This is a genomic window from Candidatus Thiosymbion oneisti (genome assembly GCF_004359955.1).
Lineage (GTDB): Bacteria > Pseudomonadota > Gammaproteobacteria > Chromatiales > Chromatiaceae > Thiosymbion > Thiosymbion oneisti.
In genome coordinates this window covers 132022-156430 of sequence record NZ_SMSC01000002.1, presented here as the reverse complement: position 1 = coordinate 156430, position 24409 = coordinate 132022, and the positions used below count along the sequence as shown (strand labels likewise).

Sequence of the window (24409 nt, the reverse complement as noted above, 5' to 3'; positions counted from 1 at the left end):
AGATCAGGCTATCGAATCATCATCGGGGTATGAGATTTCGGATTGTCGGGGAGCTCTTTTTTTAGCCGCAATAGCCAAGCGTTTTGCGACCGACAGTGCGATATCCGGACTTTCCGGATTCACGACCAGGGTCTGTTTAGAAGGCGCTACGAGTATGTCCATATCTTCCATCGGAACAGCACCGAGCAAGACCTCGTCTCCGAATACCAAGGCACCGGTGAAGCAAGCACGATTCTCGAACCTCACCACCAGCGGTCCCATGTATGGGACCCGGTGTCGCTTGCCGTCGGCTGTCGTCACCTCCCGTTGGTACAGTTCTTCGAGCCTGAGCTGGATCGCGATCCGTTCCGGCAGACACAAATGCAAGGAACCCGTATCGACCAAGCATTTCACTGAGACCGGGGCAATATCCCGGTGTCTCGGATTCGAAAGTTCGATGTGTGCATTTACCAACCCCATAATTCACTCCCGTACTGATGACAGCCAATTTGCGCTCATTTGCGGATAACAAGGATTCATGGCGGCAGGGCAGCGCGGCGCTCGCGGCGGCGGAAGACCCGGACCGCCGGCAGTGCCCCCACCGCCAGCAGACCGGCCGTCAACCACAGGGGCCAGAGCACGGGCCGGTTCCATTCCCGGCGCAATCGCTCGCGCCGGGCGGCATCCACGCGGCAGTATTTGAGGGCGTTGTTGGCCATTAGGTTGGGCTTCAGGTTCCCCACCCAACCGTGGTATAGACTGAATGCCTTGGGATAGCGGCCCCACAACCAAGGGGCATCCCGGCGGGCGATCTCCACCATCTCGTCGATCACCGCTCGACGTTCAGGGCCGTTGTCCATGCTCTTCATTTGCTCGAACAAGGCATCGAAGCGCGGATTGGCATAGTTGGAGGAATTCTCCCCGCCTCCCGCCACCTTGCTGTTGGGGCCGTAGAGCAGGAACAGAAAGTTCTCCGGGTCCGGGTAGTCCGCGTTCCAGCCCCGGATGAAGATCTGCCCGGTACCCTTGCGCATCTTCTCCTGAAAGCGGTTGTAATCCGTCGCCCGCACCACGAGCTGGATGCCGAGCTTTTTGAACTGCTTGCGCAGCCAGCTCAGGCGCGCCTTGCCGTCCGGGCCTTGGACCACGGCCTCGTAGTTCAGGCTCAGGGCCTTGCCCATCGCCGGGTCCCGGCCGCGTGGATAGCCCGCCTGGGCCAACAGGTCTTGCGCCTCCTCCAGACCGCGGCGCACGGCCCGCCCGTCCCGCCAGCTGTAGACATAAGGATTGATCCCCGGCTTGCCTTCACGGTATCCGAAGATGCCCGGCGGGATCGGCCCCTGGGCAGCAATCCCCCGGCCATTGGCAAAGATGGCGATAAATTCCTCATAGTCGACGGCAATGGAGATGGCCCGCCGCAGCAGACGCGCGCGCTCCGAATCACCGCCTACTACCGGATCGCGCATGTTGAAGCCCATATAGTAGATGGACGTCAGAACCGCCGTCCGCAGCCCGATCCCTTTTTCCCGCATGCGGTCGGTCAGGAGCGCTTCGCCCTGACCGCTGAATTGGATCACCTGATCGAAGGCATCGGAGGAGATCCCCGAGCTATCGTAGTAGCCCTGCAGAAACTTGTTCCAGTAGGGGATGTTTTCCTTCTCCAGGCTGTAGACGGCGCGCTCGATGAAGGGCAAAGGCCGGCCGGCGTCCGCCAATAACCCCGCCGCTTCATCTCCCGGCATGCCCTGGGCGGGATAGGACTCGCCGTGAAAGTTGGGATTGCGCGCCAGTACCATGCGCAGATTGGGATTGTTCTCTTCCAGCCAGAAGGCCCCGGTGCCCACCGGATACCAATCCAGGGTAAGATTGCGCCGCTTCATACCGGGTTGGGCATAAAAGCGGTCCGCCTCCCACGGGATAGGGGCGAAGAAGGGCATGGCGAGCCAGTAGAGGAACTGGGGATACTTGCCCTCGATGCGGATGCGGTAGCTGTATCTGTCCACAACCTGGGCACCGGCGAAGGGGACGGTCCGCAGATCCAGGAAGGGCCGCGCCTCGCCGGGAATGGGCGCAGGTGCTGCCTGCTCGATACGCTCGGCCAACGCCGCGAAGTCATGGATGTGCTCCTTCATGGTGCCGGCAATCGGCGAGTGCAGCCAGGGTACGGCTAGGCGCTTGATCTGATAGACAAAATCCTCCGCCGTCAGCTCCCGGGTGCCCTGATGCGGGAAATCGGACAAGCGATTGATCCCGGTAAGATCCGCGGCCGTCAGGTCCAGGTACCGCGGTCGCCCGCCTTCGTCTTTTGCGAAGGCGGGATGGGGCTGATACCGGATCCCGGGCCGGATGCGGATCAGATATTCGCTATAGGCGATCTTTTCTGCGGATGTATCGGCCGGGAGCGGCTTGTCGTCCGCATCCCGATAGGTCGGCACCGGCACCTGGGTGGCGGAGAGGGGAACCAGCTCGTAGGGCCGTTTCAGGAAGTGATATTGCAGCGGCGGCTCGTAGATCTGGGCGATAAAGACATACTCGTTCGAGCTATAGGAGCGCGCCGGGTCCAGATGCTTGGGACGCTCGGAGAAGGAAGCATAGAGAACATCGGCCCCCGCCTGGTCGCGCGGATAGGGGTGGTTCCAGGGGGTATCGCCGCAGGCGCTCAGCAAGCTTGTTAGCAGCAAGGCCGGCAGCGAGGCCAGCAGCAGGCCCAGTCTAATGCGCTGCAACCTTCAGGTCTCCACCGGGTTTGTTGCTCACCCCAGCGGACCTATGCAGTCCGCGGAGAGACTTCTGCTTTGATCCTGTCGCCCGAATCTCTGACAGCAGCTTTCAGATCATAGGCGGTTTGCAGGTCCATCCAGAACTCGGGGCTCGTCCCGAAGTAACGCGAAAGCCGCAGCGCAGTGTCCGGCGTGACGGCATGGCGTTCGCGCACGATGTCGTTGACACACGGGGCCGGAACCTCGAGCTCGACGGCCAGGGCGTTCGCCGACAACCCGAGAGGGATCAGAAACTCCTCACGCAGGATCTCGCCGGGATGGATGGGACGCATCTTGTTTATTGTCCTGGATCCTCAATGGTAATCGACGATTTCGGCATCATAGGCGTTACCGTCCGCGAAGCGAAAACACAAACGCCACTGATCGTTTATCCGGATACTCCACTGCCCGCGCCGGTCTCCCTTCAGGGCCTCCAACCTGTTCGCCGGCGGTATGCGCATATCATCGAGGCGGCGGGCGATGTCGAGCATCTGGAGTTTCCGCTCCGCTACCGACTGAAAGGAGCGAAATCGTATTGTGGGCTTGCCGCGAAACAGGGCCTCCGTGTGCTTACAGCGGAAAGATTTGATCATCCAGCAACAGTATAATGCATTCCTTTAAGCCGCTAGGGGGCTGTTGACATTTATCCAAGCATGGGCGACTAAGTCAAAGAGTTTTGTGTGCTGACAAGGTGGGGCGAGGAGGAATTGTGGGCCTATTTCGACGAACCGCAACTTACAACCGTTGCACGCAGATAAAGAGCCGCAATCGGACCGGCCACCCCACGGGGACTGGACACTCGGAGAAGAAATAAAACAAGAACCAATGATCGCACTTCACACGTGCCTTGTCAGCCATCGGTTCAACCACCACACACAGGATCGGAACACTATGGGTTTCTTACAAGATAAACGGGTCCTCATCACCGGCGTCGCCAGCAACCGTTCCATCGCCTACGGTGTGGCGCAGGCCATGCACCGCGAAGGGGCCCGGATCGCCCTGACCTACCAGACCGAGAAGCTCAAATCCCGGGTCGAGGACCTGGCCGCCGAGTGCGGATCGGAGCTGGTGTTGCCCCTGGACGTAACGAGCGACGATCAGATAGCGGCCGTCTTCCGGGATCTATCCGGCCATTGGGACGGTCTCGATGCCATCGTGCACTCGATCGGCTTCGCCCCCCGGGAGCAGCTCGAAGGCGACTATATCGACGCCGTCACCCGTGAGGGCTTCGCCATCACCCACGACATCAGCGCCTACAGCTTCGCCGCCCTGGCCAAGGCCGGACGCGGGATGATGCAGGGCCGCAAGGGTACCCTCCTGACCATGACCTACCTGGGGGCGGTGCGCGCCGTGCCCAACTACAACGTCATGGGCCTCGCCAAGGCGAGCCTGGAGGCAAACGCCCGCTATCTGGCCGCCTCCCTCGGCCCGGAAGGTATCCGGGTCAACGCCATCTCCGCCGGCCCCATCCGCACCCTGGCCGCCTCCGGGATCGCGGATTTCCGGGGTATGCTCAAGCAGGTGGAGGAATGCACCCCCCTGCGGCGTAACGTGACCATCGAGGAAGTCGGCAATGCGGCGGCCTTTCTCTGCTCCGATCTGGCCTCCGGGATTACGGGCGAGATACTGTACGTGGATACCGGTTACCACATCTTAGGTCTGGGCTGACTCCTACACCCGGCTAAACACCGCCGCCGGTCCGTGACCCGAGTACGGCTGTACCGAAGTACCGATAACATCGGTTTGGTTCTTCCATCGGGAGTTATTTTTTGCCGCAAATAAACGCGAATCAACGCAAAAATGTTAACGATAGCCCGTAGGATGTGGTGAGCGCCGGGAGCGGAGCGACCGGCGCGAACCGCATCAATGGTGTGGTAAGCACCTGTCTGCGTCCCTGCACGCAGACAGGCAGGGACGCACAGGCAGGCCGTGAACCGCATCTTTGGACTTTCGGTTTCGCTCGGATTCAATCGGTGATGCGATTGAACGGAAGGGGGCATCTCGACCCCGCACGGGCTCCTTGACGTTTTAGGGTGCCCTTAGTTACCACCCCGAAAAATACAAAGGAGATGACATGGCCAAACCAACAATGAACCTGGCCTTAGCCACCGGCGCGTTGGCGCTCGCTCTCTCGACCGCCGGATCCGCCGGCGACACCGCCAGCGCAGGCATGCTCGCGGGCACCTGCTACGGTTGCCACGGCATGCACGGTAACAGCCTCGGCCCGGCCTCGCCCAGCATCGCTCAGATGGAAAAGACGGCCTTCGTCGAGACCATGCAGGCATTTAAGAGCGGCGACACCTACGGCACCATTATGGGCCGCATCGCCAAGGGCTATACGGATGAGGAGATCGAGCGGATGGCCGGTCACTTCGCCGCCCAGAAGTTCGTCCCGGCCAAACAGGAATTCGACGCGGCCGCGGCTAAGAAAGGCGTCAAGCTGCACGATAAATACTGCGAGAAGTGCCACGAAGAAGGCGGCAAGCCGATCGCGGGCGAAGACGCCGAGTATCACCTGCTGGCCGGCCAATGGGTCCCGTACCTGGCGAATACCATGACCGACTTCCGCGAAGGCCGCCGCGAGATGCCCAAAAAGATGAAGAAAAAGCTTGACAAGCTGCTCAAGAAAGAAGGTGAAGCGGGCCTGGCGGCCATCAACGCCTTCTATGCCGGCCAGCAGTGAGTGAAGAGGAAAGCACCCATGAACATGAATCGTCGCGATTTCGTCAAGGCCGCCGGGGCCGCTACCGCTGTCGGCATGGTTGGTGTTCCGCAGCTGGCCCTGGGCGCCGGCAAGAAGAAAGTCGTCGTCGTCGGTGGGGGTACCGGCGGTGCCACTGTCGCCCGCTACATCAAGCTGGCGGATGCCTCGGTGGACGTCACCATCATCGAGCCCAACACCCATTATCACACCTGCTACCTGAGCAATGAGGTGCTCGGCGGCGACCGCACCATCGATACCATCAAGTTCGGCTACGACAAGCTCGAGGCCATGGGTATCGAGGTGGTTCACGCGACCGCCGAGCTGGTCGACCCGGCCGCCAAGGTCGTCAAGGTCGGCGGCAAAGACTATGCCTTCGATCGCTGTGTCGTCGCCCCCGGTATCGAGCTGCTCTATGACAAGATCGAGGGCTACAGCGAAGCGGCCAGCCGCAAGCTGCCCCACGCCTGGAAGGCCGGTGAGCAGACCAGGCTCCTGCGTGCCCAGCTCGAAGCGATGCCCGACGGCGGCACCGCCGTCATCGCCGCCCCCCCGAATCCCTTCCGCTGTCCGCCCGGACCCTACGAGCGCGCCAGTCAAATGGCCCACTACTTCAAGCAACACAAGCCCAAATCCAAGGTCCTGATCCTGGACGCCAAGCAGAAATTCTCCAAGCAGGGCCTGTTCACCCAGGGTTGGAAGGCCCTCTATGGCTTCGGTGCCAACCAGGCCATGATCGAGTGGCAGCCGGGTCCGGACGCGGCCGTGGTCAAGGTGGACGCGGGCAGCATGACGGTGGAAACCAGCTTCGGCGACGAGGTCAAGGCCGACGTCCTGAACATCATCCCGCCGCAACGGGCCGGCAAGATCGCCCAGGTCTCGGATCTCACGGATGATAGCGGCTGGTGCCCGGTGGACAAGAAGACCTTCGAGTCCTCCAAACATCCGGGGGTGCATGTGATCGGCGACGCCTGCATCGCCACCAAGATGCCCAAATCCGCCTACGCGGCCAACAGTCAGGCCAAGGTGTGCGCGGCCGCGGTAGTCGCCATGCTCAAGGGTGAGGAGCCGGGAACCCCCTCCTACGTCAATACCTGCTACTCCATCATCGGCAAGAACTGGGCTGTTTCGGTGGCTGCGGTCTATCGGCTCAGCGAAGACGGCAAGACCATCGCCGGGGTCGAGGGCGCCGGTGGTCTGACCCCCATGGATACCTCCCCCGAGGCCCGGCGGCGCGAAGTGCAGTACGCCTACAGCTGGTTCAAGAATATTACCGCGGATATCTTCGGTTGATGGCGAAGCTATGAGGAGAGTCACCGGTTTCCAGGGAAGGGTATGAACCGCAAAAGCGCAAAGGACGCAAAGGACGCAAAGTAGGGGCATCCCTTGCGAGTGCCCGGTTCATCAGTCGCCGGTATCGTCGCAGCCGGCACCGACCGCCCGTCAGGTAGGTTGGGCAAAGGGCCAGGGATGGCCCGTGCCCAACATTCGGTATTCAGTCGGGTACGCTGTCATCCTGAACACGTCGTAACCCGACACGACGCCCGCTCAGGCAACGCCAAATAGCTCCGAACAGCTCCTATGACCCATTATTCGGTTGCCCCGAGCCCCGCGCGGGAAATGCAGCGTTTGCAGCCTTCTTCCGGTCGCAGAATAACACCGGAACTTAGGAGGTTGCTTTTAAGACAAATAGGCACAATCAGGTACGATGGTATGAAGATTGGCTACTATCCCGGAGCGGGCCGATTAGCTGCTGAAAAGGGTCTCGATCCCCTGCGTTGGCGCAAATCTTGCTAAATTTCAACCAGATCGCGCAGTAAACGCTATTTCGTAACAATCACAGTGTGGTACTTGCAGTATCATTACTAACCTACGATCAGTTCTACCAATCTCGCACGGCGCCAGCTTCCGGTTCCAGGGACCGGGAGCTGGTTATCTATCGCTCCAGTGATCTATCGTTCCGGTGCACGCCGGAGCGGCGGTGCCTTGGAGGGTTCACCGCCGGAGGCGGTGGTATGTTTGTTGTTAAGTTACGGGGCATCCTACCTAACCAAACCCCCTAGCGAGATGTAACCAGCCGTCTGACGGCGGCAGAGGAGTACAGCATGTATCAGGCCGAGGCCAAGGTCTTGCCGCGGAGACAGGAGATCCCGACAATCGGGATCGGCACTCAAGTGGACTTCGATAACACGCGGGAAAGCGAGGAGCGCTGCAAATTTCCGGGCATCGCAACCGTTATCCACGGTAACGGGGCGATTGCGCATGTCATGGGACAGGTCTGCGGCGGTGTGATCGGCTATCCCATCACGCCGTCCACGGAGATCTCCGAGCTGTTCGAGGCCTATCGCGCCAAGGGTGGCTGTAATGTCTGGGGCAAGCACCCCTTCTTCTTCGAGCCGGAAGGCGAGCATTCGGCCCAGAGCGGCGCCATGGGCGCGGCCCTGACCGGCGGCCACTATATCTCGAACGCCTCTTCCAGCCAGGGCATTCTGTATGGGCTGGAGTCCCACTATGTGACCGTGGGCAAGAAGATCGGCGGCTTCGTGCTGCAAATCGCCGCGCGTTCGGTGTCTCGGCACTCCTTGAACGTGATGGCCGGGCACGACGACGTCTATGCCCTGTTGCCGTCCGGATATACGGTGCTGTTCGGGAGCAACCCCCAGGAGGCGGCCGATCTGGCCGCCATCGCCTACAAGGTGAGCGCCCTCTCCCTGATCCCGGTCGCCAACGCTATGGACGGCTTTGCCACCAGCCACATGCAGAGCGAGGCCCGCATGCCGGAGCCGGCGTTGCTCAAGGAGTTCCTGGGCGATCCGGCGGGCCGGATTAAGGCGCCGACGGTGGCCCAGGAGATCCTGTTCGGGGCCAAGGGGCGCGTCTTTCAGCTCGGGGAGTACCTCAAGCGTCACGCCGGGGACATCATGCAGGAGGCGCTGGCCGAGCTCCGCGCCTTCTTGGAAGCACGCGGCGCGGATATCGAACAGGACAACGCCGGCGCCCTGATCGAGGAGACCCTGCCCTGGGTCCCGGAAGCGCTGCATGAGCAATGGCGGCGCCAGTGGCTCAATGCCTTCGAGCAGGGGACCCGCCAGCGGGTGCCCGCGTTGGTGGATGTTCTGGACCCGGGGTTGACCGGCGGCGTCCAGAATCAGCCGGATTTCCAGGCCGGGGCGGTGGACCACCACACCCACTTCGTACGCGAGGTGCCGCGCTTCGTCGCCCAGGCGATGGCGGAATACGGGGCCTTGACCGGACGCCGTTACACGCCCGTCATGGGGTATCGGGTCGAGGACGCCGAGCATCTGATCATCGGTCTCGGGTCCGTGACCGACGACGCGGAAGCCGTGGCCGCTTATCTGCGCACCCAGGGGAAAAAGGTGGGCGTGGTCTCGATCAAGCTGCTGCAGCCGTTTCCGGAGGGAGAGCTGATCGAGCTGCTCGTCGGGAAAAAGGCGGTGACCGTGCTCGAGCGCTCCGACCAGACGGCGCTGACGGATCTGGTGATGAAGGCCCTGTTCAAGGCCCGCGAGAACGGTGGCCTGATCCGCCACCAGGGCATTCCGGCGATCACCGACCTGCCCAAGGTGAGCACCGGCATCTTCGGTCTGGGGGGGCATGATCTGCAACCCCGCGACCTGATCGCCGCCTTCAAGAACATGGAGAGCACGCTCAACGTCCCCTTCTTCTACCTGGGCTCTCGGTTCTTTGCGGACGCTCCGTCGCCGGGCGTCGCCGCGCTCCAGGCCAAGCTGCGGGCCGCCTATCCAGAAACCGAATTCATGGCCTTGCCGACCAAGGACAATCCTCCGCGCCTGCTGCCACCGCAGGCCTTTCGGGTCCGCTTCCACTCGATCGGCGGCTACGGGACCATCGCCACCGGCAAGCTGCTGACCGATATCCTGGCGGGTGTCTTGGGCCTCCACTCCAAATCCGCGCCCAAGTACGGCTCCGAGAAGAGCGGTGCCCCCACCAATTTCTATATCTCCCTAAGCCCGGAGCCCATCAAGATCACCAACGCGGAGCTGGAAGACGTCGAGATCGTGGTCTCTCCCGACCACAAGGTCTTCAGCCATACCGATCCGCTGCGCGGGTTGGCCCCCGACGGCACCTTCATCCTCCAGTCCCACGAGACCCCGCTGGAGGTCTGGAAGCAGCTCCCCGCCTATGCCCGCAGGATTATCCGTGAGCGCAAGATTCATCTCTATCTGGTCGATGCCTTCGGGGTCGCCAAAAAGCACGCCCCGGCCCCCGATCTGGAGATCCGGATGATGGGCGTCGCCTTTATCGGCGCCGTATGCGGGCACGTGCGCCAGGTGGTCGCCGATGCCTCGGAGGAGGCCGTCCTCGACAAGATCCGCCAGCAGGTGAGCAAGAAATTCGGGGCCAAGGGGGAGGCAGTCATCGAGAGCAACATGGCGGTGATCCGCGAAGGGTTGGAGTCGACCCTCAAGGTGGACTACGAAGCGGCCGATTTCACCGCGGCCGAACAGCTGGTCGCCGTGCCCAACGGGCCCGATATCGCCGTATCCGCCTCTATGGTTAGGACCAGCGGCGGGTCGGCGACCTCCGCGTGCTTCGACATGGATTTCTACCGGGAGGTCATGGCCGACCGCTTCCGGGACGGGACCATCGGCGATGCGCCGGTCATCCCCGGCACCGGGTTGTTCATGCCGGTAGCGAGTGCGGCCTGGAAAGACAAGGGCCTGTTCCGCCTCGAGGTGCCCAAATACAAGGCCCATCTCTGCACCGGCTGTATGGATTGCGCCTTTGTCTGCCCGGATGCGGCCATCCCAAACAGCGTGCACGACATCCACGACCTCTTGCTGACCGCGATTCGGGGCCTGAAGCTAACCGACCACCAAAAGGACACCATGACGGGCTATGTGTTCGACCTCTCCAAGACCATCCGCGACACCTATCGCAAGCTGCCCAGCAAGGACCCCAAGCCCTTCCACGCGATCGTGGAGTCGGCAGTGACCGGGCTCGCGCTCGAGAACGCCGCCCTGGAACACGGCTTTAAGGGCATGGTCGAGGCGCTGTCCATCTTCCCGGTAGCCAAGACCAAGCCCTTCTTCGGTGCCATGGAACAGGCGGTCCCGGGCACCGGCGGGCTCTACTCGGTAAACATCGATCCCTGGAAGTGCAGCGGCTGCCTGGAGTGCGTCGATGTCTGCGGCTCCGGTGCCCTCAGCGCCCGGCGGCAAGATGCCGCGGTGCTCGAATCCTTAAAGCAGGAGTTCGAGTTCTTGAGCCGGACCCACAACACGCCCATGCGCTTCTGGGAGACGGCCACCGAGCGCGGCGGCGACGCCAAGCGCCTGATCCTGAATCGTGACAACTATTATGCTATGACCGGCGGACACGGTGCCTGCCGCGGCTGCGGCGAAGTGACCGCGCTGCGCATGCTGATGGCAACCAACCGGGCGATCCACGAGCAACGGCGTCGGGACCACGTCAAGGAGCTGGAAAGTCTGATCGAAGGACTGACCGCCAAGCTGGACGCCGTGCCCTATGACGACCATGACCCGGACCGCTTGGAACGGATCTCCTGGACCATCGATCGGCTCCAGGCGCGTTTGTATCGCTTCGAGAGCGGTCCCACGGGTCTTGGCCCCACCGGGGCGGTGATCGCCAACGCCACCGGTTGCAGCAGCGTCTACGCCTCGACCTTTCCCAACAACCCCTACTCGGACCCCTGGGTCAACAGCCTGTTTCAGGACACGGTGCCGGTAGCCAAAGGGATGTTCGAGGGCCTGAGCGCCGGTGCCGTCGATGACTTCCGCGCCTTGCGCACCGCCAAGCTCGATCTGGAAGACCACTACAATCCCGAGCTCCATGACGCCTTCTTCCGCACCTTCAACTGGGAGCAATTCTTCCCGGAAGAGCTCGACCTGCTGCCCGCCGTCATCAGCATCGGCGGCGACGGGGCCGTCTACGACATCGGCTTCGGCGCCCTGTCGCGCCTGCTGGTCACCCACACCCCGCTCAAGGTCATGGTGCTCAACACCGGGGCCTATTCCAACACCGGCGGCCAGGCCTCGACCGCCAGCTTCACCGCCCAGGACTCGGACCTGACCCGCTTCGGCGTCGCCCATATCGGCAAGCACGAGGACCGCAAGGAGCTGGGACTGATCGCGGCCTTCCATCCCAAGGTCCTGGTCATCCAGACCAACGACGCCCTCCAGGGCCACTTCATGAAGAACGTCATGGAGTTCCTGAGCTACAACGAATCGCCTGCGGTGTTCGATACCTATACCGCCTGTATGTCCGAACACGGGATCGCCGACAACGCCGGGAGCCGGCATGCGGAATTGGCGGTGCAGAGCCGGATGAGTCCGGTCTTCGTCCATGATCCGCGCCGGGGCGATACCCTGGCCGAGCGCTTCGTCCTGGACGGCAATCCGGACATCGGCAAGGACTGGACCACCACCACCCTGGCCTATGTGGACGCCGACGGTCAGGCCCAGCTCAAGGAAATACCCTTCACGCCGGCGGATTTCGCGGTCCACGAGGGGCGCTTCAAAAAGCACTTCCGGCCCGCCGACGCGGATGCCAACCTGGTCCCGGTACCCGAGTACATCGATCTGAACGAGACCGAACGCCACGGCAAGATGCCCTTCATCTGGTCGACGGACGACGACCGCAGGCTGATCAAGCTGGCCGTCTCGCCGGCCATCGTCGAGCTGACCGAGGAACGCCGCCGCAACTGGCGCATGCTCGAATACCTGGGCGGTCTGCATGTGGATCGCATGCAAGAAGACCATCGCCGGGAGCTGGAGCAGTGGCAACACAAATACGCGCAGGCAGACACCCAGCGGGAAAGCAGCATCGATGCCATTGCCAGGGGCATGGCCGAGCTCGCCGCCGGCTCGGATGCCACGGCCAGCCAGTCGGTGGTCCCCCTGGATGCGATCACCATGGGTGCGAGCGTCGGCGCCATGCCCGAGGCCGGTCCCAAAGCCGGCGACGCGCCGCTGGTACGGATCACGGAAGCAGACATGCCCAAGTGCACCAACTGCAAGACCTGCTACCAGGATCTGAGGGAGCTGTTCGAAAAGACCACCATCATGGTCGACGGCGAACCGAAAGAGGTCAGCCGCGTGATTCCCGGCGTGCTCGACAAGATCGAACTTACCCCGGAGCTGATCCGAACGGCCGCCCGGGTCGCCACCGACTGCGACGCCGAGATCATTCGGTTTCAGCAGCCGACTACGGGCTGATCTCTCGTCCGAGCGTGAACCGCTTGGGAAAACGACGAATCACGCGGAACCTGCTAGATATATAATCACACGGGACCTGACACCCCTCGCTACGCTCGAGATGATAACTCCCTTCGGTCGAGATGACAGAGACTGGTTTCACCATAAAATTTTGGTGAAGGGGGTACTAGTACCTAGTTTCGACCGATATTGCAAGTTCATAGTATCTGCTGGTTCACACGCTTGGCTTTCACGCTCCGGCGCCAAAACTAGCAGAATCGATCGAAACTAGGTACTAGGGGGCGTTCTCAATTGAGCTAAATCCTCATGAAAATCAAGCACATCAGGCCCATGCAGCAGCGGCTACGAGTTTCCGAGACACTCCGCGGCGCGGAGCTTCCGCGTTCCCACGCGGCGCGTGGGAACGAGAGAAAATCTGTTAATTGAGAACGCCCCCTAGGAGTCCAACGATTAGGATCCATGAAGCAATCGGCCCTTGCCTTCGATAGTGACGCCGATCCGGCTGTCGGCGGCGCGGTCGGCGACCTGTTCGGCACGGACCCCGAGACCACCCGGTCCTATGTCATCGAACAGCTGGAGGTCTTCAACTGGGGTCCCTTCAACGGCCTGCATCGCATCCGGATCGACCCCCAGGGCACTGCCGTCATCGGCCAGACCGGCAGCGGCAAGACTACGCTGGTGGATGCCCTGATGACCCTGATCGCCGAGCGTCCTCTGTATAACCTGGCCTCCACCGGCGGCCACGAGAGCGACCGCGATTTGATGTCTTACATCCGCGGTGTATCGGGCGAGGGCAACGAGAGCGGCGACAATGCCCATATCGCCCGTCAGGGGGCGACTGTCACCGCCTTGAGTGCACGCTTCGGGGATGGCCGGCAGCCGGTTACCCTGGGTGCCCTCCTGTGGCTGGATGGGACCAGCTCGGCCATGCACGACCTGAGGCGGTTGTGGCTGTTCAGCCGCGACGGTGCGCTCGGGGTCGGCGATTGGCTGCCGGTGCTGCGCGCGGGCGGTGCGCGTGCCCTGAAGCAGTTCCTGCGCGATCAGGGCAGCTCGCCCCACGACACCAAATCGGCCTATCTGGCCCAGATCCAACGCTTCTTCGAGGTCGGCAGGAACGCCTTTGCCCTGCTCAACCGGGCGGCCGGTCTCAAGCAGCTCAACAGCGTGGACCAGCTCTTCCGGGAGCTGGTACTCGAAGACAAATCCGCCTACAAACGCGCCGAGGAGGTAGTCGCCGGCTTCGATGTGCTCACGGATATTCACCGCGAGCTGGAGATCGCCCGCAGCCAGCAGCGGTCCCTGCTGCCCATCGAGACCGAGGAGCGAACACGCCGACGCAAGGTCGCCGAGGTCGAGCGGCTCTCGGATCTGCAACGCATCCTGCCCGTCTGGTTTGCTACCCACGCCTGCCGCTTGTGGCAGCAGCGACACGCGGCGATCAGCACCGAGATCACTGCGCTTCAGGACCGCACGCTGGAGTTGGAGCAACAGGAACAGCGGTTGCAGGATCAGGTGGACGACCTGCACCGCATCTATATCGAGGCCGGCGGGGGCAACCTCGAGCAGATCGAACGGCTCATCGCCAACCAGCAGGACATCGTCCAACTCTGTGAAAACACGGTCGCCGACTACCAGCGGCTGGTTGCCGGACAGGGCCTGGACCCCGGGCTCAGCGCGGGCGCCTTGCGTCGCAACCAGGAGCGCGCGCGCCGGATGCGCGCCGAGCAGGGGCCCCTGCTCGAACAGCTGGAGCAACGCCGCGACGAGCAGTCCGGCCTGGCGTTCGGCGCGCGGAGCAAGGTCCGGGATCTGGAGCAAGAGTTGGACCAGGCCAAGGAACACGCCCATTCCAATCTGCCGGGCAATTATCTGGGCTTCAAACGCGACCTGGCCGCAGCCCTGGGAGTCCCGGTCGGTGACTTGGCCTATGTCGCCGAGTTGGTGGAGGTAAAGTCGGAGGAGCAGGCCTGGCGGGGGGCTATCGAGCGCGCCTTGGGGGGCCAACGTCTGCGGTTGATCGTACCTGGTGAGCGGATGGCCGCAGCGCTCGCCTGGGTAAACCAGCGCCACAACCGGCTCCACGTGCGCCTGCTGGATGCGGCTCAGCACCGAGGGCCGGCGCGATTCTTCGACGACGGCTTCACGCACAAGCTCAACTTCGCCGGGCATCCGTTGCGCGAGGCCCTGAAAGGCTTCCTGGCCGAGCATGATCTGCACTGTGTGGCGGACACCGACCAGTTGCACCGGACCGCCCACGCCTTGACCATGCAGGGGACCATTTCGGGCCGGCGGGGCCGTTTCGACAAGCAGGACCAGCGGGCGCTGGACCAGGGCTGGATGACCGGCTTCGACAACCGGGACCGGGTGCGCCAGCTTGAAAACGAATTGGAGCAGGCGCGGGATCAGGTCCGCACCCAGGCGGCGGCCTTCGACCGGGCCAAGCAGGAACACGAGACCCTCCGGCAGCAGTTGGTGCTGTTGGAACGGCTCGATGAGCTGGACTTCGCTGCGATTGACATCGAGTCCGCGCGGGCCGAGCTGGAGCGGCTGCAGGCCCAGCTGCGGGCCCTGCAGGACCCGGAATCCGAGACCTTCCGTGCCCGACAGGCCTGGGAGCAGGCCAGGCAGAGGCTGCAACGGCAGCGCGGGGAGCTCCGGACGCAGCGCGAGACCATCGGAAGTCTGAAGGCCAACCTGGCGCGTGCGGACGAGCGGCTGAGCTCGGCGCGTAACCGGCGTGGCAGCGGTCTGAACGATGAACAGACGGCCTTGGGTGACGGTTACCTGAAACGACCCGATGCCGAGGCCATCGAACGCCTGGACGACCTGGAGCGGGAGGCCGCGACCAAGCTGCAGCGGGAGTTCGAGACCGCCGGCACCGGCTTGGCCGGCTCGGAGAACAAGCTGATCCGCCTGATGAACCAGGCTCAACGGGAGGATACGGGGGCCTTGGCCGAGGTCGGGACCGAGATCCGTGACGTCCCCAATTATCTGCAACGGCTCGAGGTCTTGACCAAGGAGGCGCTGCCCGAGAAGCTGGATCGGTTCCTCGGCTATCTGAACAAATCCTCCGACGAGGGCGTTACCCAGCTGTTGGCCCACATCGACAACGAGGTATCCATCATCGAGGAGCGCATTGCCGGACTCAACGAGACCCTGATCCAGGTCGATTTCCAGCCCGGACGTTACCTGCATCTGGAGCCGCGCAAGGTGATCCATCAGGCGTTGACCGACGTCTACCGGGCGCAGAAGGTACTCCGGAGCGCCGCACTCCAGGACGACCAGGGCGAATCCCACTATCGCGCTCTGGTCGAGCTGGTGCGGCAGCTGCGGGATGCGGTGGAACGCCGCAAGACCGCCGGCGCGCGGGCCTTGTTGGACCCGCGCTATCGCCTGCAGTTCTTCGTCAAGATCATCGAGCGCGATGGCCGGCACGTCATCGAGACCCGTACCGGTTCCCAGGGCGGCAGCGGCGGCGAGAAGGAGATCATCGCCAGCTATATCCTGACCGCTTCCTTGAGCTACGCCCTCTGTCCCGACGACCTGGGCCGGCCCCTGTTCGGCACTGTGGTGTTGGACGAGGCCTTCTCCAAGAGCTCCCAGGCGGTGGCGGCCCGCATCATCGAAGCGCTGCGCCAGTTCGGTCTGCATCCGCTGTTCATCACCCCCAACAAGGAGATGCGGCTGCTGCGAATGCACACGCGCTCGGCGGTCCTGGTGCACCGACGCGGCCAACAGGCGGTTACCGCTTCCTTAAGCTGGGAAGAGCTGGACCGACAGGCCCACCAGCGGCTCCAGGGTGAGGACACCTGATGCCTTGCTGACCAGGTAGCTGGTGTGGCTAGACGCACGGAAATAGTGTATCATCATGACGCATGTGTTTTGATGCAACCAAGGGAACATGATGCCATGCCCTCGCTGCAAATCCGTGATATGCCCAATGATCTGTACCAGGCCCTCACCTTCCGAGCCCGCCAGGAACACCGCAGCCTGGTCCAACAGGCAGTGGTCGAGCTGCGGCGCATTCCGGCACTGACCGCCGGTGAGCGTCGCAAGGCGGTGATCGCCCGCATTCGCGCCACCTTGCAGCAACCCGACGAGTCTCTGAGCCCTGCGCCCGAGACGCTGGTGCGCGAGGACCGGGAGCGTTAGTACCCCGTTTTGCCTTATTTTTCGGGTAGTGGTTAAGGTTTAAATGGGAACATCGCCAATAGCAGTGGGTTGGGCACGCCACAAGCTGCACTCCCCCTCCCGGCGGGAGCGGGGGCGAAGCGGCCAGGGCCGTAGGATGCGGTGAGCGCGGTAGGTCTTACAGGATGGCACCACGAGGAGGCGCGAACCGCATCGATGGATACCCGCAGCGAACCGCATCAACCCACGTAATAGCAAGTCCTCTTTCAAGCTCGCGCAACAACGCAGCTGGCTGCTTCTCGCCGCGCCTGAAGGGAGCCCCCCAAACGCACCAAGGCGGCGTTACAGCGTTTGGCAATAGAGCGAGCTATTCCCTGCGCGCTGTGCCTAGCCGTGGCGCGTTTGGAGGGGCTCTGAGAGTGGAAAATAAGGCGAAACGGGGTACTGGAGGATGCGTTTAGTGCTGGATGCCTCCGCCGCGGTGCGACTGGTAATGCGCGCCGAGGCCGCGGACAAGTTGCTTGAGCCCGTCTCGGCAGCGACGGTGGTGATCGCACCGAGCCTCTATGCGAGCGAGGTAGCCAACGCCTTGTGGAAGTATGTGAAGGCCGGCAGCCTGGAGGCGGAGACAGCACTCGGGCGGTACGAAGAGGCCATCAACCTGATCGATGACTTCACCCCCGATCGGGAGCTTGCAACAGAGGCCCTCACGGAAGCGGTACGATATCGGCACCCCGTCTACGATCTGCTCTACGCCGTCCTGGCCAGACGCACCGGGGGCGCCCTCCTCTCCATGGACCAGCGCTTAAAGACGCTCCTCGATCGGATGGGGATCGACACCATCAGTACAGCCATACCCAAGTATCGATAACATGGAAATCGTTTTTTTGCCGCAATAAACGCCAAGCAGTCGTAATCGGCTCACCATTATCGACGGTTCTTGATCCATTTGCGTTCGTTTGCGGCTAAGAAGCCGTTTGGTTAAAACGGATCCCAGCGCCTAACCTCGGGTTGCGTTAAGAGGCTGTCTAAAAACTAATACATTGGTAGTGGTAAATTTTTAAATGGCAGCGTGGAGCGGTTCATCGACCACTCCCGGTTTCTTTTTGAATCCCCTCACCCCGGCCCTCTCCCGGCGGGAGAGAGGCGAAGCTCGTAGGTTGGGCAAAGCCGCCAGGGCAATGCCATTAAGTTAGCTGCCGGCCGCTGGTCGTGGTAGGTCGGGTCAGGCGCGTGCTTCGGTGTTCGGTTGGGTCACAGGATTGGAGCGCGCCGTAACCCGACAGACGATGATGGGAGCCAGCCTGGGATGTCGGGTTACGGCGCGTTTAGCCTCGGTTGTCCACGCCCGCGTCGCAAGGTGCGCCTAACCCGACCTACAAAACTTAACTTAATGGCATTGGCCGCCAGGGACGGTGGCGTGCCCAACAAATCATTTAAATATTAACCACCACCCGCCCAATAATTCAGGATTGCTCTAACCGATGAAGACACCTGACGCCTTGCGCCACAAGCTCCGGGACCAATGGCACAACGGCGGCATCCGCCGCCGACGGCTGCTGGGGCAGGATCAGTGGCCCTTGATCCTAGCCATCGGCAAACCGGCGCCGGCCCTCATGGCCGGTGACATCGCCGCGGTGCGGACCCATATCGAACGCTGGCGTCGGATGAAGATAGGCGAGGTGCGTTGGGAGGCGGTGAGCTACCGAAGTCTGGCCGCTGCCGTCGAGCTCCCGATCAGCTGGGTGCTGCACTCGGCGAAGCAGTGGGTCGAGGCCATGGCCGATGCCGACATTCGTCAGGAATATCGCCTCCTGTCCGGTGTCATCGCCGCGGTCAATCCCCAGTTTCATCCCCTCATCGTCCAGCAGCGTCAGCAGGTCCTGGCACAGGGGGCGGAGGAGACTATCCGGGTCTGCGCCGTGGCCGACCGACTGACGCCGGGCTGCGCCGACGGGCGCCCGCTACGGGCCTTGTCGATCGCCGACTGCGACAGCAAATTCTTAGAACGCAATCGCCCCCTCCTGACCCGGCTGCTGGAACTGCGCTTCGGCCCCGCCGTCGCTCAACAGGGGCTGGAAGGTTTTCTCGGGGCGCTCGACGAGAGCGAGCACTGGCTGCTGGTTGCACCCCTGGAGCCGGGCCTGTTGCCGTTCGAGCAGCTGCGACTACGCAGCAGCGAGCTGCGCCGCTCCGCCCTGCCCGGTAGCCATCTGATGGCGGTCGAGAACGAGCGTTCCCTCTACCAGCTACCGCCGCTGCCGGGAACCGTCGCCGTCCTGGGCGCCGGGCTGAACCTGAGCTGGCTGCAGGCCCCCTGGCTGGATGATCGGACCTTGGCGTACTGGGGCGATCTCGATACCTGGGGCCTGAGCATGCTGGCGATGGCCCGCCTGCAGTGGCCGCATCTTATGGCCCTGATGATGGATGCGGCCACCTTCTCGGCGCTCGCGCCGCGGCATGCCGTCATCGAACCGGTCAAGGCAGACCCCCGGCCGCCTGCCGGACTCGACGCCCAGGAGCAGGCCCTGTATCGAGACCTCTACGACCGGGAGAAGGGTCGCCTGGAACAGGAATTCGTGCCGATCGAGCTGGTGCATCGGGTGGTGAACCGTTGGCGTTTCGGTTCTTTTTGAGCCGCAAAGGGTAGGCTGGGCTGTGCCCACTGATGATTTCCCGGTTTCAACGAAGTGGATTTTCCTATAGGAAAAATACGTTTTGGTCCATTAACCTTGATTTGCGACCATTTGCGGCCAAATTTTCCGTGGCGTTCCTGCCAGCTCAATGGTATCGGTAGTTGAAGGCATCTGTACTAGAGCTGAGTCATTGTCATGGACCCGCGCTACTATCAGCTGGCGGTGCAGATCGCCCTGTTGCTGTTCGGCATCCTGCAGCTACAGTTCGAGCTCTCGCCGGCGCGTATCCTTGCGGTGGTGGCCCTCGCCGGGCTGCTGCAGCTCCTTTTCACCCGCCGCTATCACCTGCCGGCCAATCTCCCCAGTGCGGCTAACAGCGCCCTGTCGATCCTGTTGCTGCTGCGCTCGAACGCGCTCGGCTGGCTGCTGCTTGCCGTTCTGATTGCGATTGCGAGCAAGTTTCTGGTGACGGTTCGCCGCCGCCATCTGTTCAACCCCTCGGCCCTCGGCATCGTGGTGGTGATCCTGATCGGCGACGCGGCCTGGGTCACACCAGGTCAGTGGGGCCGGGATAGCTGGCTGCTGTTGCTGACGGCAGGTGGCGGCCTGATCCTACTGATCGGCCCGACCCGCATGGCCACGACCCTCGCCTTCGGCGTCGTCTATGCGCTCGCGCTCTTCGGGTACGCCGCCTGGCTCGGCGACCCCTGGCAGATCCCCCTGCACCAGCTGCAGAACGGCGCCTTGCTGATCTTTGCCTTTTTCATGCTGTCGGATCCCAAGACCACGCCCGCGTCGCTGGCCGGTTGCCTCCTCTATGGCACCTGGGTTGCGCTACTCGGCTGGGCGCTGCAATATCTGTTTTTCATCCCCAACGCCTTTCTCTATGCCTTGATTCTTGCTTCGCCACTGACCTTATTAATCAACCAGTACCTGCCGGGGCGGGCCTTCGTCTGGCCCGGCACCGGGAGTCATTCATGAACATAAAACCCATCCATTGGCTACTGCTGTGCCTCTTGACGGCACCGAACCTGGCCTCCGCTTTCTGCGGCTTCTATGTCGCCAAGGCGGACACCAAGCTCTTCAACCGCGCATCCCAGGTGGTGATGGTGCGTGATGGTGACAAGAACGTCGTCACCATGGCGAGCGATTTCCAAGGCGATGTCGATGAATTCGCGATGGTGGTGCCGGTGCCCAAGGTGCTGCAGGAAAAGCAGATCCATGTCACGGAGAAGGCGATCCTGGAGCATCTGGACGCCTATTCGGCGCCCCGGTTGGTGGAATATTTCGACGAGGACCCTTGCCGGCGCTACGAGATGGCCGCACCCGCCGCAATGGCCGCCGCCCCGATGGCGAAGCGTGCCGTTGCCCGCCGGCGCGCCAAGAGTCTCGGCGTCACCATCGAGGCCGAATACCAGGTCGGCGAATACGACATCCTGATCCTGTCGGCCAAGGAGAGCGACGGCCTCGTCACCTGGCTCACGGAAAATGGCTACAAGCTGCCCCGGGGTGCGCGGCCGGTGGTCGGCAGCTATCTGAAGCAAGGCATGAAATTCTTCGTAGCCAAGATCAATCTGGAGAGCTACCGCAAGGGGAAATACGGCTATCTGAGACCACTGCAGATCGCCTACAGCCATCGCAAATTCATGTTGCCGATCCGGCTCGGCACCGTCAATGCCAAAGGTCCCCAGGAGTTATTCATCTATGCCTTGACCCGCAAGGGACGGGTGGAGACAACCAACTACCGCACCGTCAAGCTACCGGCGAACATCGACATCCCCGTCTACATCAAGGAAGAGGATAAATTCGCCGATTTCTACCGCGACCTGTTCCGCACCCAGGTCACCAAGGAAGGCGGCCGCGCGGTCTTTCTCGAATACGCCTGGGACATGAACTGGTGCGATCCCTGTGCCGCCGATCCCCTGAGCAACAAAGAATTACGGGAGCTGGGCGTCTTCTGGCTCGACGACCGCCGCCCGGCTCCGAGGTCTCGACCGGCCCCGCGCATCGCGCCGCCGGCACCGGGGGCGAAGGATGTCTATATCACCCGCCTCCACCTGCGCTATGACCGCGCCCATTTCCCGGAGGATCTCAAGTTTCAGGTGACCGGCAACCGTGAGAATTTTCAGGGGCGCTATGTGATCCGCCACCCCTGGCAGGGCGATGCCAATTGTGAGGCGGCCAAGCGCTATCTCAACGAGACACTGCCGAGGCGTCTGGAACAAGAGGCCGACAATCTCGCCCGCCTGACCGGCTGGGATATCAAGGATATCCGCGCCCGGATCAAGCTGCCGCGGCGGTCTCCAACCAACGCTGGGTCCAAGGGTGACAAGGGCGCCTGGTGGGAAGACATCTGGGAGCACTGAGGGAGCCGCTCATTGCGCTGCCCCTGGGCGCGGTATTCGTCGAGCGGACTCGTAGGGTAGGCTGTGCCCACCAATACCGCGCCTATCCGGTGGGCACAGCCCACCCTACGCCTCCTACCCTTCTTTTGGCTCGTTCCCACGCTCCAGCGTGGGAACGCCGTTGTGGCCGCTCCAGCGGCCAATGCCTCATGACGCTGGAGCGTCAAGATCCCTCCTCCGTCGGGACAGGCTTGCTCCCACGCTGGAGCGTGGGAGCCAGAGACGGGCTTGGCTTGGCTGGAAGCGAGTCGGATCGGTTGGGCCAAGGGCGTAGGATGCGGTGAGCGTGGGAAATCTTCCAGGATGGCACTGTCAGGTGGCGCGAACCGCATCGATGATGCGGTGAGTGGCTGAAGGCGGGATGCGCTGCGCTTTCCCGCCCTACAAGGTTGGTGCACACCCTCCCCGCGCGAACCGCATCAACGAATGGCCCGTGCCCAACACCGATCGCCGACGGGAGACGGAATCTGCGGTCCCTGCCCACACCCAGGCTATCCACGAACTGAAACCCCTACTCAAACCGCCTTTGCTACCAACGCTTCCGAAACCGGAGCAACCAATGAAATTCGACACCTTTCTCTCCTACAACAGCAAGGACAAATCAACCGTCCGGGACCTTCGCGAGCAGCTGACCAGGCGCGGAATCACCACTTGGTTCGACGAGAAGCAATTACCGCCCGGCCAGCTATTCCAGAAAGCCCTGGAGCAGGGACTCGAGCAAGCAGCCAGCACATTGATTTGCATCGGACCCAGCGGGATCGGAAATTGGCAGGCGCACGAGATACGGGTCGCCTTGAACCGTGCCGTTACAGCAGGCGTGCCGGTGATTCCGGTGCTGCTGCCGGGTGCCCCGCGAGAACCGGAGCTTCCGGCCTTCTTGGCCGAGTATCATGGGGTGGATCTGCGCGAAGGCATCGATGAGACCGGCATCGATCAGCTCATCTCCGGCATCACAAGAAAGCACCCCGAGGGCGCGGCAGACCCCGCCCGACCCGATCCCGAGCTGCCGCGCCCGGTCGAGTCCGCCTTGCCCACGGTCGGCGGGGCCGTGGCGCCCGGCTCCCCCCTCTACATCGAACGCAAACCCGACGCCACGGCACACCGACTGATCGCCCAACCCGACGGCGTTACCCTGACCATCAGGGGCCCGCGCCAGATCGGCAAGAGCTCCCTGCTCCAGAGGCTGGTCGCAACGGCAACGACCGCAGGCAAACAGGTCGCCTACATCAATGTCCAATCGGACTTCGACGCGGCGAACTTCGAGGACGCCGAAGGCTTCTACCGCCGATTCTTCGCACTGGTCGCACTGCTGCTAGACCTGGAAGACCGGACCAACGACCCTCAGGCCTGGAGTCCAAAACTCAGTAACAACGGTAATGGCAACCGTTATCTGCGCAAGCACATCCTAGCCCCCCTGGATGGACCCTTGGTGCTGGCCATGGATGAGGTCGACCGCATCAGCGCCGCGTCATTCGCCACCGACTTCTTCGGCATGCTGCGCGGTTGGCACAACGACCGTGGCATGAAACCGGAGCTCAAACACCTCGACCTGGTGCTGGTGATCTCCACCGAGCCCAACGCCCTGATCGCCAGCGCCCACCAATCGCCGTTCAATGTCGCCACGCCCATCGAGCTGGACGACTTCGATCTCGCCCAGCTACAACGACTCAATTCCCTGCACGCCGATTGTCTTGCTGCGGCCGAATTGGAACGCCTCCAGAATCTACTCAACGGCCATCCCTATCTGACCCGGAGCGCCCTCTACCACATCGCCACCGGCCGGCATAGCGTCGAAGACCTGTTTGCAAACGCCTTGCTCGCCGGCCCTACCGGCCCCTTTGCGGATCACCTCAGCCGCTATCAGCGGTATCTCGCCCAGGATCCGGTCCTGAGCACGGCCATGGCCACCGTCATCAAAGACCGGGCCCGCCCGCAAGACCCCGCAGGCCACCGGCGGCTGCTGTGGCTCGGCCTGATCCGGGAGACCGCCGAGGGTGCCGAGCCCCGCAACCGGCTCTACGAAGACTTCTTCGCGCGGTAGTGGTTAATGTTTAAGTGTAATATGGCCGACAGCACTAGCCGTTGCGCCCCCTCTCTCGTTCTCCGGTTCCCGCGCAGCGCATGGGAACGAGAAAATGTCGGCGGTCCCGGAGGCCGACAATATGTCGGCGATCCCAGGGGCCGACAGAATGTCGGCGGTCCCAGGGGCCGACAAAGTATCGGCGGTTGCGGGGACGCTGGGACCGCCGTCTTTCAGACGGCTTACGCACCCAATGACCAGCTGTCGGCAACGGTCAGAGCAGACGCCTTCCGGGCCGCACCGGATAACGCCGGACCGCCGGCAGGTTCGGTTCCCGTGTATACGCAAGGGTGGACACCAGCCTGATGCTCTCCGCGGCGCCCGGAAGCTTCACTTCCCCGCGCACTAGGAACGAAACGTCGGGCGTCACCTTTGACGCACTCTCAAGGGGAGGGGCTTTTGGCTCGTTCCCACGCTCCAGCGTGGGAATGCCGTTGTGGCCGCTCCAGCGGCCAAGGTTTCATGACGCTGGAGCGTCAAGATCCCTCCTCCGTC

15 protein-coding genes are annotated in these 24409 nt (G+C 62.7%); 11 read left to right on the top strand and 4 right to left on the bottom strand.

The genetic code is table 11. The annotated features are described in order from the left end of the window. Positions 1–3: 3 nt before the first annotated feature. From E1958_RS01705 to E1958_RS01690, 4 genes are read right to left on the bottom strand one after another with little or no spacing between them, the layout of a single operon-like run. Positions 4–459, bottom strand: a complete 456-nt coding sequence (locus tag E1958_RS01705; protein ID WP_133510327.1) for a clan AA aspartic protease — start codon at positions 457–459, stop codon at positions 4–6. 56 nt (positions 460–515) lie between these two features. Beyond that, the gene (locus E1958_RS01700; protein WP_243725218.1) at positions 516–2696 is read right to left on the bottom strand and encodes an ABC transporter substrate-binding protein; all 2181 of its coding nucleotides are present in this window, start codon (positions 2694–2696) and stop codon (positions 516–518) included. A gap of 50 nt (positions 2697–2746) precedes the next feature. After that, positions 2747–3031, bottom strand: coding sequence for a HigA family addiction module antitoxin (locus E1958_RS01695; RefSeq protein WP_089728888.1), 285 nt, complete (start codon positions 3029–3031; stop codon positions 2747–2749). A 21-nt stretch (positions 3032–3052) separates the two neighbouring features. After that, entirely contained in the window at positions 3053–3331 is a 279-nt protein-coding gene (locus E1958_RS01690) for a type II toxin-antitoxin system RelE/ParE family toxin (protein WP_089728886.1), read from the bottom strand. 298 nt (positions 3332–3629) lie between these two features. On the opposite strand from E1958_RS01690, the gene E1958_RS01685 reads away from it, so the two are divergent. The 11 genes from E1958_RS01685 (at position 3630) to E1958_RS01635 (ending at position 23875) form a co-directional block, all read left to right on the top strand. Further along, positions 3630–4406, top strand: coding sequence for an enoyl-ACP reductase FabI (locus E1958_RS01685; RefSeq protein WP_133510326.1), 777 nt, complete (start codon positions 3630–3632; stop codon positions 4404–4406). Between the two features lie 406 nt (positions 4407–4812). Next, positions 4813–5421, top strand: coding sequence for a c-type cytochrome (locus tag E1958_RS01680; protein WP_133510325.1), 609 nt, complete (start codon positions 4813–4815; stop codon positions 5419–5421). Between the two features lie 18 nt (positions 5422–5439). After that, entirely contained in the window at positions 5440–6732 is a 1293-nt protein-coding gene (locus E1958_RS01675) for an FCSD flavin-binding domain-containing protein (RefSeq protein ID WP_133510324.1), read from the top strand. 812 nt (positions 6733–7544) lie between these two features. Beyond that, entirely contained in the window at positions 7545–12659 is a 5115-nt protein-coding gene (locus E1958_RS01670) for a 2-oxoacid:acceptor oxidoreductase family protein (RefSeq protein WP_133510323.1), read from the top strand. 459 nt (positions 12660–13118) lie between these two features. Further along, positions 13119–16475 carry an ATP-binding protein gene (locus tag E1958_RS01665; protein WP_133510322.1) on the top strand — a complete coding sequence of 1119 codons (3357 nt, stop codon included), beginning with the start codon at positions 13119–13121 and terminating at the stop codon, positions 16473–16475. A 96-nt stretch (positions 16476–16571) separates the two neighbouring features. Continuing rightward, positions 16572–16814 carry a P-loop NTPase family protein gene (locus E1958_RS01660; RefSeq protein WP_207787918.1) on the top strand — a complete coding sequence of 81 codons (243 nt, stop codon included), beginning with the start codon at positions 16572–16574 and terminating at the stop codon, positions 16812–16814. A 430-nt stretch (positions 16815–17244) separates the two neighbouring features. Next, a complete protein-coding gene (locus E1958_RS01655) occupies positions 17245–17664 on the top strand; it encodes a type II toxin-antitoxin system VapC family toxin (protein ID WP_133510320.1) in 420 nt (139 codons plus the stop codon). A 613-nt stretch (positions 17665–18277) separates the two neighbouring features. Beyond that, the gene (locus tag E1958_RS01650; protein ID WP_089724366.1) at positions 18278–19429 is read left to right on the top strand and encodes a DUF3322 domain-containing protein; all 1152 of its coding nucleotides are present in this window, start codon (positions 18278–18280) and stop codon (positions 19427–19429) included. A 195-nt stretch (positions 19430–19624) separates the two neighbouring features. Beyond that, positions 19625–20410, top strand: a complete 786-nt coding sequence (locus E1958_RS01645; RefSeq protein WP_133510319.1) for an RnfABCDGE type electron transport complex subunit D — start codon at positions 19625–19627, stop codon at positions 20408–20410. Further along, positions 20407–21795, top strand: a complete 1389-nt coding sequence (locus E1958_RS01640) for a DUF2330 domain-containing protein (protein WP_133510318.1) — start codon at positions 20407–20409, stop codon at positions 21793–21795. The genes E1958_RS01645 and E1958_RS01640 overlap by 4 nt, the downstream gene beginning before the upstream one ends. 598 nt (positions 21796–22393) lie before the next feature. Next, a complete protein-coding gene (locus tag E1958_RS01635) occupies positions 22394–23875 on the top strand; it encodes an AAA-like domain-containing protein (RefSeq protein ID WP_165742222.1) in 1482 nt (493 codons plus the stop codon). The last annotated feature ends 534 nt before the right edge of the window (positions 23876–24409 follow it).